General features: G+C 64.2%; 15 protein-coding genes and 1 tRNA gene. 5 read left to right on the top strand and 11 right to left on the bottom strand.

The genetic code is table 11. The features are described 5' to 3' along the window. Nucleotides 1-2: 2 nt before the first annotated feature. The gene (locus AC4D2W_RS15310; RefSeq protein ID WP_490927777.1) at nucleotides 3-173 is read left to right on the top strand and encodes a hypothetical protein; all 171 of its coding nucleotides are present in this window, start codon (nucleotides 3-5) and stop codon (nucleotides 171-173) included. A 5-nt stretch (nucleotides 174-178) separates the two neighbouring features. Beyond that, complete coding sequence (locus AC4D2W_RS15305) at nucleotides 179-841, top strand: aminodeoxychorismate/anthranilate synthase component II (RefSeq protein ID WP_490927776.1); 663 nt, start codon at nucleotides 179-181, stop codon at nucleotides 839-841. Between the two features lie 7 nt (nucleotides 842-848). Here the strand turns inward: AC4D2W_RS15305 and pknB are convergent, their stop codons facing one another. Genes pknB through AC4D2W_RS15270 form a run of 7 tightly spaced genes read right to left on the bottom strand, consistent with a single transcriptional unit; the run spans nucleotide 849 to nucleotide 10,350 of the window. After that, a complete protein-coding gene (gene pknB / locus AC4D2W_RS15300; protein WP_490927775.1) occupies nucleotides 849-2,768 on the bottom strand; it encodes a Stk1 family PASTA domain-containing Ser/Thr kinase in 1,920 nt (639 codons plus the stop codon). A gap of 54 nt (nucleotides 2,769-2,822) precedes the next feature. Further along, nucleotides 2,823-4,718, bottom strand: coding sequence for a protein kinase domain-containing protein (locus tag AC4D2W_RS15295; RefSeq protein ID WP_490927774.1), 1,896 nt, complete (start codon nucleotides 4,716-4,718; stop codon nucleotides 2,823-2,825). After that, a complete protein-coding gene (locus tag AC4D2W_RS15290) occupies nucleotides 4,715-6,169 on the bottom strand; it encodes a peptidoglycan D,D-transpeptidase FtsI family protein (RefSeq protein ID WP_490927773.1) in 1,455 nt (484 codons plus the stop codon). Before AC4D2W_RS15290 ends, AC4D2W_RS15295 begins: the two co-directional genes overlap by 4 nt. Further along, nucleotides 6,166-7,584, bottom strand: a complete 1,419-nt coding sequence (locus AC4D2W_RS15285; protein ID WP_490927772.1) for an FtsW/RodA/SpoVE family cell cycle protein — start codon at nucleotides 7,582-7,584, stop codon at nucleotides 6,166-6,168. The genes AC4D2W_RS15290 and AC4D2W_RS15285 overlap by 4 nt, the downstream gene beginning before the upstream one ends. Next, nucleotides 7,584-9,086, bottom strand: a complete 1,503-nt coding sequence (locus AC4D2W_RS15280; RefSeq protein ID WP_490927878.1) for a PP2C family protein-serine/threonine phosphatase — start codon at nucleotides 9,084-9,086, stop codon at nucleotides 7,584-7,586. The genes AC4D2W_RS15285 and AC4D2W_RS15280 overlap by 1 nt, the downstream gene beginning before the upstream one ends. Nucleotides 9,087-9,130: 44 nt before the next feature. Then, on the bottom strand, nucleotides 9,131-9,616 hold the full coding sequence (locus AC4D2W_RS15275) for an FHA domain-containing protein FhaB/FipA (RefSeq protein WP_400930112.1): 486 nt from the start codon (nucleotides 9,614-9,616) through the stop codon (nucleotides 9,131-9,133). Continuing rightward, on the bottom strand, nucleotides 9,616-10,350 hold the full coding sequence (locus tag AC4D2W_RS15270) for an FHA domain-containing protein (protein ID WP_490927771.1): 735 nt from the start codon (nucleotides 10,348-10,350) through the stop codon (nucleotides 9,616-9,618). The genes AC4D2W_RS15275 and AC4D2W_RS15270 overlap by 1 nt, the downstream gene beginning before the upstream one ends. Nucleotides 10,351-10,728: 378 nt before the next feature. Between AC4D2W_RS15270 and AC4D2W_RS15265 the strand changes: the two genes are divergently transcribed. Continuing rightward, nucleotides 10,729-10,811, top strand: a tRNA-Leu gene (locus tag AC4D2W_RS15265). A gap of 241 nt (nucleotides 10,812-11,052) precedes the next feature. Here AC4D2W_RS15265 and AC4D2W_RS15260 read toward each other — a convergent pair. Beyond that, nucleotides 11,053-11,472 (bottom strand): DUF5997 family protein, encoded by a 420-nt coding sequence (locus tag AC4D2W_RS15260; protein WP_490927770.1) that lies wholly within the window; start codon nucleotides 11,470-11,472, stop codon nucleotides 11,053-11,055. 103 nt (nucleotides 11,473-11,575) lie between these two features. Between AC4D2W_RS15260 and AC4D2W_RS15255 the strand changes: the two genes are divergently transcribed. Both AC4D2W_RS15255 and AC4D2W_RS15250 read left to right on the top strand, forming a co-directional pair. Next, nucleotides 11,576-12,385 carry a LysR family transcriptional regulator substrate-binding protein gene (locus tag AC4D2W_RS15255; protein WP_490927769.1) on the top strand — a complete coding sequence of 270 codons (810 nt, stop codon included), beginning with the start codon at nucleotides 11,576-11,578 and terminating at the stop codon, nucleotides 12,383-12,385. Nucleotides 12,386-12,435: 50 nt separating this feature from the next. Continuing rightward, nucleotides 12,436-12,813 carry a VOC family protein gene (locus tag AC4D2W_RS15250; RefSeq protein WP_490927768.1) on the top strand — a complete coding sequence of 126 codons (378 nt, stop codon included), beginning with the start codon at nucleotides 12,436-12,438 and terminating at the stop codon, nucleotides 12,811-12,813. 40 nt (nucleotides 12,814-12,853) lie between these two features. Here the strand turns inward: AC4D2W_RS15250 and AC4D2W_RS15245 are convergent, their stop codons facing one another. From AC4D2W_RS15245 to AC4D2W_RS15235, 3 genes are all read right to left on the bottom strand, one after another. Beyond that, nucleotides 12,854-14,593 (bottom strand): cation:proton antiporter, encoded by a 1,740-nt coding sequence (locus AC4D2W_RS15245; protein ID WP_490927767.1) that lies wholly within the window; start codon nucleotides 14,591-14,593, stop codon nucleotides 12,854-12,856. A gap of 49 nt (nucleotides 14,594-14,642) precedes the next feature. Next, nucleotides 14,643-15,416: a metal-dependent hydrolase gene (locus AC4D2W_RS15240; protein ID WP_490927766.1), complete on the bottom strand. Its 774-nt coding sequence runs from the start codon at nucleotides 15,414-15,416 to the stop codon at nucleotides 14,643-14,645. A gap of 148 nt (nucleotides 15,417-15,564) precedes the next feature. Next, nucleotides 15,565-15,879 (bottom strand): integrase core domain-containing protein (locus AC4D2W_RS15235; RefSeq protein WP_490927765.1); only part of this gene is annotated, 315 nt, incomplete at its 5' end.

Genomic DNA, 15,879 nt, shown 5'->3' with positions numbered 1-15,879 from the left:
AGATGTACGGATGGATTTTCAGGACTCTGCCGGGACCGCTCTGGGTCCGCATCCTCATTGCCCTGGCGCTGATCATCGGCGTGGTGCTCCTGCTGATGAACTACGTCTTCCCCTGGTTTTCCGAATTCAGCTTCCTCAGTCCCCTTACAGATTCCACGATTGGCGGTACCTAGAACCCATGAGCAGTATCCGAATCCTGGTGGTCGACAACTACGACAGCTTTGTCTACACACTGGTGGGCTACCTTCAGCAGCTTGGCGCTGAAACCACCGTGGTGCGCAACGACGACGTCACCTTGGCCGAGGCGATCGATCTGGCCGCCGCCCGTGACGGCGTACTGGTGTCTCCCGGCCCCGGGGCACCGGCTGAGGCAGGTGTCTGCATCGATCTGATCCGCTGGTGCGGAGAGAATAACAAGCCGATGCTGGGAATCTGCCTGGGGCACCAAGCCCTCGCCGAAGCTTACGGCGGAACCGTGACTCACGCACCGGAACTGATGCACGGCAAGACCTCCTGCGTGCACCACGGCGGAACGGACGTGTTCCAGGGACTGAAAAGCCCGGTCACGGCAACCCGCTACCACTCACTCGCAGCGGTGGCCGACACCATTCCCGCGGAACTCGAGGTCACTGCGCGGACCGAGAGCGGAATTATCATGGGCCTCCGGCATTCCGCAGCTCCCCTGTCCGGTGTCCAGTTTCACCCTGAGTCAGTGCTGACCGAAGGCGGATATCAGATGCTGGGGAACTGGCTGGAGGGGCTGGGCCTGGCCGGAGCCGCAGCGCATGCAGCAACCCTGAGCCCCTTGATGTCCACGGAGCCGCAGTCCCTTCCGCGCTAGGAGCGGGCTAGTCGTCGTCCTTTTTCTTCTTTGCCGGTGACGTTGAGGGCGACGGGGCGGGCGTCGGCTCGGGAGAAGCACTGGTGCTCGGCGAAGGTGTTTCCGTAGGAACGGCAGGAGGGGCAGGAGCCTTGGCAACCGTCAGGGAGATGGTGCTGCCCTGCTCGGCATTCATTCCGCCGCCAATGCTTTGGTCCATCACGATGCCGGGCTCCACCAGGGCGCTTTCCACCTCATTCACCGTGGCGGTCAGCAGGTACTCAGGAGCTCCCAGCATGGCTTTCGCCGTGTCTACGGGCAGGCCCACAACATTCGGGACGGTGACGTTGCCGGTGGACAGCACCAAATCGACTGTGGTGCCCACCGGGACGGACTCTCCGGCGGCGGGGATGCTGTACAGAACCCGGCCAAGGGCAACCGTGGGGCTGTTGGCTACGTCAGTGCTTCCGCCCTCGAGGTTCAGGCGGCGCAGGGCATCGCGTGCTTCAGGTTCCGTCATGCCGGCGAGATTATCCGGAACGGTCACGGTGGCCGGTCCCTGCGAAACGTAGAGGATAACCTTCCGGTTCAGCGGGGTGTCCGTGCCGCCTTCAGGCTCCGTACCAATCGCCAGGCCCGGTTTCACCGTTTCACTGTATTGCGGCTCAACGGTCGGCGGACCGAACCCGGCGTTCAGGATGATGTTCAGTGCCTCGGTCTGCGTTTTTGACTGGACACTGGGCATGATGGCCGTGACGGGGGCAGTTTCCTTGGGGTTCATCAAGTTGTAGGCAAAGACAGCACCGGCACCGAACAGGAGAATCAGCACAATGACCAGGGTGGTGATCCAGGCGCGGCGGCGCGCCTTCTGATCCGGGTCCCGCTCTCCGGTGTTGCCGATGGCAAGAGCCACCGGAACGTCGTCGTCGTCGTCCTCGTCGTGGTCCCCGCCCTCCGGGGACGGATGGGGCTGAGCATGTTCGGGCAGGATCCGCGCCATGGCACGGGTCCTGGGATCGTCCTCAATCCGGCTGACCTCGACGGCGGCACGTTTGGGGGGCGACACCGTCAGCGCCTCCGTGGCTTCCGTGGGAGGGAACGGATCAGCGGCGGCTCCGCTTCGGGCACGCAGCAGCGCCTCCCGGAAGGCATGGGCATCCTGATAACGGTCGCCGCGGTCCTTGGCCAGTCCGCGTTCCAGAACGGCGTCAAGAGAGGCCGGGATCTCCGGATTGAAGCTGCTGGCCTTCGGCGGAGTTTCACGGACATGCTGGTACGCCACCGACACCGGGCTGTCGCCGATGAACGGAGGCCGTCCCGCGAGCATTTCGAACAACAGGCACGCTGCTGAATAGAGGTCGCTGCGGGCATCCACGGTTTCGCCGCGTGCCTGTTCCGGCGAGAGATACTGCGCAGTGCCGATCACGGCCTGGGTCTGGGTCATGGTGGCCGCGGAATCAGCCATGGCACGGGCAATCCCAAAGTCCATGACCTTCACGCCGCCCTCGTCAGTGACCATGACGTTGGCGGGCTTGATGTCCCGGTGGACAATGCCTGAGCGGTGGCTGTATTCGAGCGCCGAAAGGACGCCAAGGGAGTAATCAACCGCCTTTTCGACGGTAATTTCCTTGGCTTTGACCAAGTCCCGCAGGGTGCGGCCGTGGACATACTCCATCACGATGAAAGGCAGGCGTACATCCTCGGTGGAAGACCCGGGCGACTCCTGGTTGCCCGTGTCGTAAACGCTGACCACCGACGGATGGTTCAACCCCGCAACAGCCTGCGCCTCGCGCCGAAACCGCGACTGGAAAAGAGGGTCGCGGGCGAGATCAGGGCGCAGAACCTTGATGGCGACGGTACGGCCGAGCCTGAGGTCGCGGCCGAGATAGACGTCAGCCATCCCGCCGCGTCCAATCAGCTCGCCGATCTCATACCGGTCGTTGAGCACCCGTTCAGTATTCAGTGGAGGGTGTCCTTTGAGGAATTCTGCGCTCATAACCGCTTAACCGGCCGAAGGCACAATGTTGTTGGGCTGCTCCGGGACGGTGGCAGCGGTGGGTACAGAAGGCGTTGTGGGTGCCGGCTGGACAGGCTGAGGGCCTTCCGAGATGAAGTACGTGACGGTGGAGCCCTGGGGCACCGGCGCGCCCTCGGACGGATTGACAGCCACCACGGTTCCCGCAGGCAGGTCGGAAGGCCGGGTGCCGCCGTTGACAGCCACCAGCCCGGCAGCGCTGATCTGCTGGTCCGCCGCACTGCTGGCCTGCCCGGTGAGGCCGCCGGGAACGTTGGTCGTCGACGGGGCAGAGGAGCTGGACGGGGCAGAGGGGGTGGACGGGGCAGAAGAAGAGGGAGAGGACGGCTCCGGCGAGGGAGAAGCGGGAGCGGTGTAGTAGCTGACCGTGACGCGGTCCCCGCGGGAGAGCACGCCTACGGGATCAACGTCAAAGACCTGTCCCTCGGGATCGTCCGCGGATTCCACCGGGTTTCCGGTGACGGACAGCCCCAGAGCGCTCAGCCGGGCCTGGGCCTGGGCGAAAGGAAGACCTATGAAGTCGGCAGGGTCGACGGTGATTTCGTCGGCATTTTCCGAAGGGGTCTGACTGGGGCTCGCACTCCGCGAAGGCGTTGCGCTGGGGCTTGCCTGAGTGGTGGAGGCGGTCGGGGCAGGAGCCGGGTCCTTCTTGTCATCACCGCTCAGCAGGAAGGCCGCAATTCCGGCACCGATCAGCAGTACAAGCAGGGCAATGAGGGGAAGGGTCCACGGGCTGCGGCGTTTGGCCGTTGCCGTGGCATCGCCGTCGCTGACGGTGCCGTCGCTGCCGGCACCGTCCACGTCGTCGACTTCTTCGTCCGTCCATTCCCGGGACGCTGCCAGTTCGCCGGTGGCAGCGCTGTCCGCACCCACAGCTGCTCCGGCAACGGTGGGAAGCGCCGAGGTGGAGGGGGACGTGTTCACCACGCGGGTCGCAGAGGTGCCTGCCGTGGGGACAGGCTGGGTCACGGCATCGTTGACGGCTGTGGCGCCGCCGCCTCCGAACAGCAGCATTCCGGGAACCGCAGCCTCTGCAGCGGTAATGTCTCCGCGGCGGATGGCGGCAACCGCCCGGGCCAGTGCCTCGGCGTCCGCCGGGCGGTCCGCCGGATCCTTGGCCAGCATGGACATGACCAGGGCGCGGACCGGCAGCGGAATGGTCTCAGGCAGCGGCGGAGGGGTGTCATTGACCTGGGCCAGGGCAATGGCGATCTGGGATTCGCCGGAGAAGGGACGGGTCCCCGCCAACAGCTCGTAACCGATGACACCAAGCGCGTAGATGTCACTGGAACCGGTGGCCTGCTGGCCGGTGGCCTGCTCGGGAGCCAAATACTGGGCCGTACCCATGACCTGGCCGGTGGCCGTCAGCGGCACCTGGTCGGCGAGCCGGGCAATGCCGAAGTCAGTGATTTTGACCCTGCCGTCCGGCAGGATGAGCAGGTTTCCGGGCTTGACGTCCCGGTGGACCAGTCCCTGCTTATGGGCAGCGGCCAGCGCAGTGGCAGTCTGCCCGATGATGGAGAGCGTGCGGTCCGGCGTAAGACTCTTGTCCCGTTCGATGATGGAGGACAGCGGAAGTCCGGGGACCAGTTCCATGACCAGATAGGCGGACCCCTCCTCTTCGCCGTAATCGAAGACGTTGGCGATGCCTTCGTGGTTCAGCAGCGCCGTATGGCGCGCCTCGGCCCGGAACCTGTTGAGGAACCCGGGGTCCCCGGTGTACTCCTCCTTGAGGATCTTAATGGCAACAATTCGGCCCAGGACAAGGTCCCGTGCCTTCCAGACTTCGCCCATACCGCCGATGGCAATACGGTCGGTGAGCTGGAATCTGCCGCCTAAGGTGATACCCGATGAAGGCCTCACTTATTCAACACCGCCTCTAGGAGTTTCTGCGCGCTTGGAGTGGTCAATTGGGCACCGGTAGTCAGGTCCACGTCTTCCATGACGACGGAGATCACCACTTCGGGGTCATCAGCCGGAGCGAAGCCCGTGAACCAGGCGTTGTCGCCCCGGTCCTGAACCTCGGCGGTTCCGGTTTTTCCGGCCACCTTCACGCCGGAAATCTGCGCCGCGGAGGCGGTGCCGTTGTCCACGACACCCACCATCCAGTCGGTGAGCTGGCGTGCCGTGTCCGGGCTGATGGAGGTATTCAGGACGTCGGGTTCCGGTTCGTCGATAATCGACAGGTCGGCTGCCCGGACGTTCCGAATCAGGTTGGGGGTCATCTGGACGCCGTTGTTGGCAATGGCGGACGTCATCATGGCGATTTCCAGCGGAGTGGCCGTGACGCTGTACTGGCCGATGGCGGCCTGCGCCAGCTGGGCCTGGTCCATCTCGGTGGGGAAGCCGCTGGCCACCACCCGGTCGATGCCGCGTTCCGGAAGATGAAGGGGAGTGTTCCAGCCGAACTTTTCCGCCTGGGAGACAATCGCCTTCTCCCCGAGCTTCCAGGCAATCTGGGCAAACACGGTGTTGCAGGACTGTTCCAGGGCGAAGCCGATGGTGGCCTGGGAGCGGACGCCGCAGTTTCCGTTGGTGTAGTTCGGCAGGGAGATGTTGGTTCCCGGCAGGGGAAGCTCATTGGGATTGTCAATCTGGGAATCCGCGTCGTATTCCCCGGATTCCAGGGCGGCCGCGGCATCGACCAGCTTGAATACGGAGCCCGGGGCCAGCAGCGACTGCGTGGCGGCATTCGTGTACGGGGAGAGCCCGTCCACCGTCAGCAGTTCCTGCATGTTCTGCTCCACCACAGCCGTGTCATGCCCGGCCAGGAGGTTGGTGTCATAGCTGGGCTTGGAAACCATAGCCAGGATGTTGCCGGTTTTGGGTTCCATCATGACGATGGAGCCCTTCTGGCCGTCCGGGATGAGGTCATATGCCATTTGCTGCAGGTCAGGGTCGATGGTCAGCTCAACCGATGCCCCCTGGGGCTGGTTGCCGGACACGAGCTGCACCAGGCGGTCGAGGAACTGCTGGTCGCTGGTACCGGTGAGCTCATCATTCATGACGCTTTCCAGCTGGGTCACTCCGCTGACGAGCGAGAAATACCCGGTGAGCTGGGAGTAGAGCTCCGGCTGGTGGTAGACCCGCTGGAAGTTGAACTGGTCCCCGGAGGGCACGGATTCGGCGATGGGCACTCCGTCCACAAGGATGGAGCCCCGGTTCCGGCCGAAGTCCTGGTAAATGGTGCGGTTATTGTTCGGGTTGGTGCTCAGGTCCTCCGCCGCAAAGAACTGGACGTAGGTCAGCGAACCGAGAATGAGGATGAACATGGACAAGGCCACAATCCAGCTGTTTCGAATGGCTTGATTCATGAGCCTCGTACCTCCTCTTCCCTAAGTGTGCGTTTGGGGGCCGTCCCCGCTGTGGATTCCGGCAGCGCCGGAACCATGGGACCCGTCATCGGGCCCATGGCTGCCGGACGCCGGGCGGCTTCGGAGATCAGCAGCAGCAGCGCAACAATGATCCAGTTGGCGAGCAGCGATGAGCCGCCGGCGGACATAAACGGCGTGGTCAGCCCCGTCAGCGGGATCAGGCGGGTCACCCCGCCGATCACCACGAAACACTGCAGCGCAATGGTGAAGGACAATCCGCAGGCCAGCAGCTTTCCGAACCCGTCACGGGTGCCCAGAGCCGCGCGGAAACCGCGGGAAACCAGCAGGACGTACATCAGCACGATCGCGAAGATTCCGATGAGTCCGAGTTCTTCACCCAGGGCAGCAATGATCATGTCGGAGTTGGCATAGGTGACGAGGTCCGGCCTGCCCTGCCCAAGGCCAGTGCCTGCCAGGCCGCCGCTGGCGAGCCCGAACAGCCCCTGGACCACCTGCCAGCTGCCGCCCTGACGATCGATGACCTCCGGGTCGAACGCATTGAGCCAGCCGTCGATCCGCAGCGCAACATGGCTGAACAGCTGCATGGCCGCCAGGCCGCCGGCGGCCAGCAGCGCAACCCCGATCAGGACCCAGCTGACCCGGCTCGTGGCCACGTAGATCATGGCCATGAACAGTCCGAAGAACAGGATTGAGGAGCCGAGGTCCCGTTGGAAGACCAGCACGCCGATACTGACGATCCAGGCGGCCATCATGGGCCCCAGGTCCTTGAGCCGCGGAAGCTGCAGGGGGCCCACTTTGCGCCCGGCCAACAGGATGAGGTCGCGGTTGGTGGAGAGATACCCCGCAAAGAATATAGCCAGGGTGATCTTGGCGATTTCGCCGGGCTGGAACGTTCCGATCCCCGGCACCTCGATCCAGATCCGTGCACCGTTGAGTTCCAGACCGAGCGGTGTCAGGGGAAGCAGCAGCAGGATGCCGCTGACGATGAGTGAAATGTAGGTGTAGCGGCGCAGGATCCGGTGATCCTTGATGAGGAAGAGGACGGCGATGGCTGCTGCTACCGCAACGGCGCTCCACAGCAGCTGCCGGTCGGCCGCGTCTGTTCCCTCGGCGATGTCCAGACGGTGGATCATGGCCAGGCCAATGCCGTTGAGGGCGGTCACGATAGGAAGTATTACCGGATCGGCATATTTCGCGCGGAAACGGAGAATGATGTGGAAGACCAGGACCAGGCCCACCAGTGTTGCACCCTGAGTCCAGAAGTCCGAGTCGAACGCCCGGTCCTGGTCCAGGCCAACCACCATATTGGCGCCGATGCCCACAAGCAGGGCAAGCAGGAGCAGAGCAGCCTCAATGTTGCGGCGGGATTTGGGCGGGGTTAGTACATCGGACATTACTTCTGTCCTCCACAGTTTTCCGGATCAGCGGCGGGTAGGGCGGCGGCTGACGGAGTGGCAGAGGCCGAGGGCTGGGGTGCGGCACTGCCGGAAGGCGCGGGGACCGGACTGGGCGTGGCCTGAACCGGCGTCGCCGGTGCGGCAGGAGCGCAGCTGCTGCTGCTCGTGCGCGCTGTTCCCCTGAGGTCTTCGACGATTTGCTCGGCGTGCAGCAGGTCCTTGGCCGGAATGGTGCCTTCTACCCGGTTGCGCTGGTACTCCGGGAGGCTGTCGACGGGAATATCGGTGGTTTCGGTGACAGAGGAAAGTCGAATGGGCCCAAGTGACTGGGACACCCCGTTGTAGATGGCGACGTTATTGTTACTTGAGCCGACGTAGTAGCGGGTCTGGGTCCAGGTGTAGCCCACCCATAGGACTGCGGCCAGCAGAACCGTCATCAGCGCCAGGAAGGCGGGAACCACCCAGCGGCGACGCTGCGCAGGCTCCGTCTGCGCAGGCGCCTCGATCTCGGGTGTGGCCTTGTGCGTGAGCAGGCGCGCTGAACGGCGTTCCGCAGAGCGCTTGGTAACGATGGGAATCTGCCCGGTTTCGGTGGCCAGGGAGGCTGCACCGACCAGCACATGCGGCCGCTGGGAAAGGTCCTGGCGGATCAGTTCGGCCCGGGCCGGTTCGTCGTCGCCGCCGGTATCGGGGTCCGCATGCTGGGAAGAGCTGAGCGGAGCAGCAGTCGGTTCATTGACTCGGGAGGGGGCAGCGGCACTGCCGATGATGGGAACGCGTGCGGTGTCAGCCTCCGCGGGGAGCACTGAGTCATCCGGCGCCTCGGCGATCTCCAGGACGACTACCGTCACGTTGTCAGGCGATCCGCCGGAAAGAGTCAGTTCAACCAGGATGTCCACGCAGCGCTGAATGTCCCTGGTGCTCCTGAGCACGCTTTCGATGTCCGAGTCCCGGAGCACTGCGGTAAGACCGTCCGAACAGAGCAGCCACCTCTCGCCCGGTTCTACCTGAAAAGTTGCCAGATCCAGTTCGGGGCTCGCGTCGACATCCCCGAGGACCCGCATGAGGACGTTCTTGTGCGGATGGACTTCGGCTTCTTCGGGGCGCAGCCGGCCCTCATCAATCAGGCGCTGCACGAACGTGTGGTCAATGCTGATTTGCTCAAAGACCCCGTTCTTCAGCCGGTAGGCGCGGGAATCGCCGATATGGGCCAAAGCAAAAGTGGAATCATGCAGCAGCAGGGCGGTGACGGTGGTTCCCATGCCGGACAGCTGGGGGCTGGTAGTGACCAACTCGGAAAGCAGCGAATTCGCTGCCTGGATCTCATCCGCGAGAACGGTGAGCGCTTCGCCGTCGTGATCTTCACGGTCCAGGTGAACCAGATCCAGCACAGTGGAGGCGGAGGCGACGTTGCCGCCGGCATGACCTCCCATGCCGTCGGCAACCACGGCCAGGTAGCGGCCGACATAGGCCGAGTCGTCATTCTTCAGACGAACCATGCCTACGTCGGACCGTGCAGCGTAGTTGAGAACCAGGGCCACGGCTAAGGCCTCAACTCAAGGACCGTCTTGCCGATGCGGATGGGAACACCGGGCTCCACCGGCAGGGCGCGCGTCAGCTGGCTTCCGCCGAGGAAGGTGCCGTTGGTGGAACCGAGGTCCTCGATGAACCAGCGGCTGCCCTGGGGGAACAGGCGGGCGTGGCGTCCGGAGGCATAATCGTCTTCCAGCACGAGGGTTGCTTCCTGGGCGCGGCCGAGCAGGATGGGGCTGGAAGCAAGCTCCAAGGTGGTGCCGCGCAGGGGGCCTTCGGTGACGACAACCTGGCGGGCAGCAACTCGGGCGGGCGCCGGAGCCTGTTTTTCCAGTTCGGGGTTCTTTCGGATCTGCCGGGCGGTGGGCGTTCCGGTGCGGTTGCGGCTGCCAACCACCAGGTCACGGCGGATAGCGCCGACAACGCTGATAACCATCAGCCAGAGCAGAAGCAGGAACCCGTACCGGAGCAGGGTCACAATCAATTCACCTTCCACTAGCGCCCCCCGGAACGTGCGGGAAGGAGCCGGAAGGTGATGCGGGTGCGACCCATGGCAATAGTTGAGCCATCCGTAAGATCTGCTTCCCCTTGTACTCTCTGGCCGTTGACGAAGCTTCCGTTCGTGGAACCGAGGTCGATGGCGCGGCTGACACCGTTTTCGGTGCGGATTTCAAGATGCCGGCGGGACACGCCGGTGTCATCTACGAGGATATCGGCCTCGGAGGACCGTCCAAGCACAACGGCAGGAGCATTCAGTGAATACCGCTGCCCGTCAATGTCCAGGACAGGCTGCATGCGTGCCGGTCCCTGTCGGGGCGTCGGAGGTGCTGCCTGACGCGCCGAAGGTGCCGGGGCTCCGGCCTTCTCCGTGGCCGAGTCCACTTCAAGCACGCCGGCTTTCAGCGCGGAGTCGCGGGTGAAGGACACCCGCACGGGCCCCTGCAGGGTGTAGGACTGGCTTCGTGCATGCTTGATGACGACGTCGCACAGTTCTTCCGCCAGCGGGGCACCCCATTCCTGGGCACGTTTAAAGTCAGAGTCGGACAGTCGGGCCGTGAAGACGTTGGGGGCAAGAGTGCGGCCCTGGCCCACAGTGAAACAGCGCTCGTCCAGTTCCCGCCGCAGTGCGATGGCAAGTTCAAGGGGTTCAACCCGCCCGGAGGAGCCCGTAGAGAAGGCACCCCGCACAACCTTTTCGATTCCGCGTTCAACGTTATCGAGTAAGCCCATGATCGCCTCCCTCCCTAGGATTCTGTCCGGATTCTCCGGCGGCAGCGTGTGGCCCTGTGTGCCGCGCACCAGGGCAGGCCAAAGATATACAGGTCCACTTCGATAGTACTGTCCCCTCCCGATAAAGTGCCTAACGGCCGCACGGCGTTGCCCCCTGGCGGATCTCTCCCGCGCCGGCCCCTTCCGGGGGGCCCAACATCGGGCAGGGATCCCCCGGATGGGGAGAAAATCCTTGTCAGGACACGGATTTTGGGGCTTCTGTTGCCCCGTTTAGGTGTTTGGGCAAAATGTGGGTATGCTTGATTCTGCTGTTCCCGAGGAATCGAGACGCAAACGGTCGTGAGACTGAACGCACACTTTTTCGCGGGAAACCATTTAGCGCGAGTGGCGGAACGGCAGACGCGCTGGCTTCAGGTGCCAGTGTCCGAAAGGGCGTGGGGGTTCAAATCCCCCCTCGCGCACAAAAAGAATCACCCCGGTTGAATAAACCGGGGTGATTTTTTTATGTCCTGATTACTATCCGGGCGGCGTTGGGGAATCCGGGCGTTCCGGGAAAACCCGGACGCTGCGGACGGACCGGGTTTTCCCAAAGCAGCCGGAAAAGCCCTCAGCGGCCGGAAGCCAGAACGCCGGGGGACTCCGCCTTAACTGCAGCAGGCCCGCCGGTGACCGGCGGGCCTGCTGCAGTTGGGAGAAGTGCGGTTAAGCCTGCTTGTTGGCCTGCTGCTCCGCCTGTGCCGCCTTCCGCGCCTTCTTGGCGTCGGCTTCCTTCACACGCTTGGCTTCCTCGCGGACAGCGGCAAAGCTGGCCCGCTCTTCAACGAGCCAGGCCGGCGGTGCGGCCAGCAGTTCGGTGATCTGCGCGCTGGTCAGGGCGTCCGTAATTCCTGAACGGGTCAGGCCGCTGATGGAGATGTTGAGCTTCTGGGCCACCACGGGGCGCGGGTGGGGACCGTTGCGGCGCAGTTCAACAAGCCATTCGGGAGGGTTGGCCTGAAGTTCGTCGAACTGGGCGCGGGAAATGGGCCCGTCCTGGAACTCCTGCGGCGCTGCGGGCAGATAAATGCCCAGTTTCTTGGCTGCCGTGGCAGGTTTCATGGATTGGGATTTCTCGGAAGTCATCTTCCAAGGATATCCGGCACGGGCAACCGTGCGGGCGTCGGGTGATGTGGGGGGAGGGAGCGGCTGCGAACCGGTGAGGAGTGCGCTGGGCTAATCTGAAAAGGTGCCAACAGACTTCTCCCCCCGCCAGACCCCTGCAGCTCGTCCGCTGACCCTGGGTTATGTTCCCGGAGTGACGCCCGGAAAGTGGATCGGCCGGTGGACGGAGCGGAAGGACCGCGAGGTCCACGCCTATCAGTGCGGCGAAGACGCCGTCTGGGATGATCTGCGCGCCGGCCGGGCGGACCTGGTGTTTGTGCGCCTTCCGGAGGAAGGGTTCATCCGGCCCGCGGACCTGAGCGTTATTCCCCTCTATGAGGAACGCCCCGTGGTGGCGGCGGCCAAGGATTCCGCCGTTGCGGCCTTTGATGAGCTGGATGTGTCGGATCTGGCCGGCGAGAACCTGCTGGAGTTAAAGGACATGGGGGGCACCGACGTCGGAATGGAAGTGGTGGCCTCGGGTGCGGGCCTGCTGATCCTCCCGATGTCTGTGGCCAAGCTGTATTCACGGCGCGACGTCGTTTCCCGCCCGCTGACCGGGGTCCCGGCCACCCGCATTGCGGTGGCTTGGCTGGAAGGGTCCGAAGACGAGGGGATTGAGGAGTTTGTGGGCATTGTGCGTGGACGCACTGCCAACAGTTCCCGGCAGCCCTCGGTGCAGGCCGAGCAAAAAACCACGGCCCGGCAGCGGACCAAGGAACGCCAGAGCAGGAGCGGAGAAAAGCCCGGTGCTGGGGGCAGGTCCGGCGGACGCGGCGGCGCCAAGGGCGGTTCCGGCACCAAGGGGACCTCGGGCACTAAAGGGGCGTCAGGAAAGGCAAGCCCGGGCAGCAAGGGAACCGGCAAGAGCGGTAAGCCCCGCCGGAGCCGTTAAAGTTCGGATCGGCGGACGCACCGGGCGGACAACGCGGTAGCCTTTCGCGCATGCGCGTAAAAATGAGCAGCATCCATGTGACGAATCCGGCCGCGGCCTTTGATTTTTACACCGGCACGCTGGGCTTTGAACCACTGATGGTGATGCGCGAGTACAACCTGTTTGTTGTCCAGGCGCCCGGGATTCCGGACGGGCCGGGATTGCTGCTGGAACCCAGCGACAATCCCGTGGCCGAGGCCTATCGCAGCGGAGTCTATGACCTCGGCCTGCCCGCCGTTGTACTGGGAGTGGACGACGTTGAAGCTGAAATGGAGCGGCTCAGCGCCCTCGGCGTCCGTTTTACCGGCCCGCCGGAAACCGACGCGATGGGCACCCGGGCAGTCTTCGATGACGGCTGCGGCAACTACATCCAGCTGCACCAGGACTGAGATACGGCCCCGGCCAAGCGCCGGCCCGGTTGAATCGCGGTCACCGTTCGCCCACGCGCGGCCGCAGCCGGGTCTCCTCCACATCCAGCAGGCGCTGGGCATCGGCGAGGGTGCGGGAGGGGAAACGTCCCTCCCGGCGGGCCAGCAGCAGAGCTTCCCGCTCGGCTTCCACGACGGCGCGCCGCAGCTCGCGGTACTGCAGCTGGGGAGTGGCCGAGGTGCCGATACCCAGCGCCTTGACCCGCTCCCAGGCCAGTTCGCTGCGCAGGAAGGTGCTTTGGCGCACGCGTTCCACTACGTCCGGGTCCACATCCACTTCCGAGTTCAGGCAGATGGCGGGGTTTTCCAGAACCATCAGGCCTGCATCGCTGATCTGGTCCAGCAGGGTTGCCAGATCGCGCTGGTCCTCCGCAGCGTTGCGGCCCCGGACACCGAGCATCTTGATGAGCCAGGGCAGGGTTCCGCCCTGCAGGAGAAGAGTCACTACTGCCACCGTGAAAGCGATCAGGACGAGCTGTTCCCGGTAGGGGGTTGATTCCGGCAGGGACTGCGCCGCAGCCAGCGTCACCACACCGCGCATGCCGGACCAGCCGATGACGACACCGCCGCGCCAGTCCAGGCCTTCGCCGCGGAGCTGGGCGATGTCCGCCCGCCGCCGCCGGTAGATCTTCTCGCCGCGCTTGTGGCGCCGCCGGGTGCGCTCGTCGGACAGTCCCTGCGCCTTCAGGCTGTCCAGCGCGGCCCGGAACCGGGTGGTCCGCCGTTCCTGGTGCTCCACCTTTGCCCGCAGCAGCAGAATCAGGGGGCCCATCCACACGAAGCGGATCGCAATCAGCAGGGCAGTGACGCCGAGTCCGATCATCACGGTTTCGCGCACCGTCAGCAGTTCGGGGTCAATGTTCTCCACCAAGTAGCGGATTTCCAGCCCCATGAGGAGGAACACGCCGTTTTCCAGCAGGAACTGGATGGTGTGCCAGTTGACGCTGTCATTAATCCGCGCCTGCGCGCTGAAGGCGGCGCCTGAGCGGTGACCTGTGTAGAGGCCGGCAACCACCACGGCCAGGACACCGGAGGCGCCCAGCTCTTCGGCCGGGATGAAGGCCACGAACGGCACCACAATAGAAATAGCCGTGTCCAAAACGGGGTCGTGGAGTTTGGAGCGAAGGTAGACCGTGGCGAACCCGACCAACAGGCCGACGGCGACGGCGGCTACCACTGCGAAGCCGAAGTCCGCCACGCCGTCCCAGATGCTTGCCAGGCCGCCGGCACTGGCGGCGATGGCAGAGCGCAGCAGCACCAGTGCCGTGGCATCATTGACCAGACCCTCGCCTTCCAGCACCGTCACCAGTCGGGGCGGCAAGCCCAGTTTCTTACCGATGGAGGTGGCGGCGACGGCGTCGGGCGGGCTCACCACGGCGCCCAGGGCGATGGCCGCCGCGAGGTTCAGGTCCGGCAGCAGGATGTACAGGAGCAGGCCGGTCGCCAAAGCCGAAAACAGGACCAGGAAGACGGAAAGGCTGGAAATGGCGCTGAGGTTGCGGCGGAAGTCCACAACGGGCAAATTCACCGCAGCTGCGTAGAGAAGCGGGGGCAGCACACCCATGAGGATCACATCATGCGGAACGGTGAATGTCGGCAAGCCGGGTAAGTAGGACAGCCCGAGCCCCACCACCACCAAAATCAGGGGCGCGGCAATGCCGAGCCTCTTGGAAAACGCGGCGACGGTGACGATAACAGCCACGCCGATGACAGCAAACAGGGCTAGTTCCACAGACACCATTATCGTTCACAGCGGTGAACAGTTCGAAACTCGTCGCGGCGGGTTAGCTCTAAGCGGACGCCCACTGGCTCAGTGTCATAAAGGCGTCATAGACCACTCCGTAGATGGCGTATACCGTGACCGGCACCATCAGTGCCCATTCCCGCCAGGAACCGGCAGCACCGATCAGCGGAAGGGACATGCTGCCGCTGCTGCGCCAGAGCTTGTTCACCACGGGCACGCCCGCCAGGGACCGGGGACGCTTGATCCGCAGCGGCCACAGGATCATGACGCCCTGATGGGTCAGCAGGTCCCCCAGGATGTGTACGGCCACGCCAAGACCGACGGCGACGGGCAGCCAGTCGTTGTTTTCCGGCGCGTAGACGGCAATGAAGGCGGACAGGGCCAGGGCCAGCAGCCAGCTGCGGCCGGGTCCGCCCGCGATCTTCAGCGCCTTCAGGGCAAATCCCATGAGCAGCACTGACAGCACACCGGCCCCGACGGCGACGGACCCGAAGACGGGGACCACCGTGGTGACCTTTCCCAGGGCGGTGGACAGTGCCACAAAGACCGCCAGACCCAGCAGCGAATGGGTTCCGCGGCGGTGCCCTCCGCTGATTTGCTCGGTTATCCGGGCCAGGATTTTGGTGATGGGAGGCAGCGAATGGGCGATGGTCCCGCTGTGGTGGTCCAGATCCGGCAGCAGCGCAGCTCCGGCAGTCAGCAGCGCGCCGGTGACCACGCCCAGCGGGGTTACCGGATACCAGCCAAGGGCGTGCGGTGCGGTTGAAGCAACAGCTATCCAGGCTGCGGCGCCTGATGCTGCGTGATGACCACCCATCATGGTGCGTGGGGTCCTTCCCTAGGGCGGTGGAGCACACCGAAAAATTTCGTAACTTCTCATGTTTTCATGTGCCTCTGACACTGCGGACACGACGACGGCGGGGCACCCGCGAAGGTGCCCCGCCGTCGTCGTGCGCTGGTTAGGCCAGCTAGGTGTAACTCTCACGGACGTTGTGAACGCGTTCGATAGGTGAGAGGCCCTCGATCCCGGTATGGGGTCGATGATGATTGTAGTGATGAAGCCAGGCATCGTAATCAGCGATCCTGGCTTCTTCGCTCTTATAGGTTTTCGCGTACGCCCATTCCACGGCCAAGGTCCGGTTGAACCGCTCAACTTTTCCGTTGGTCTGCGGCCGGTAGGGTCTAGTGAATTTGTGTTTGATGCCCGGTCCCAGGGCCTGCGCGAATGCCCCGGAGCGGTAGCAGGAACCGTTGTCGGTGAGCACCCGCAGCACGGTGATCCC

It is taken from the genome of Arthrobacter sp. TJ-58, assembly GCF_058269295.1.
This window is presented reverse-complemented; position numbering and strand designations above follow the sequence as displayed.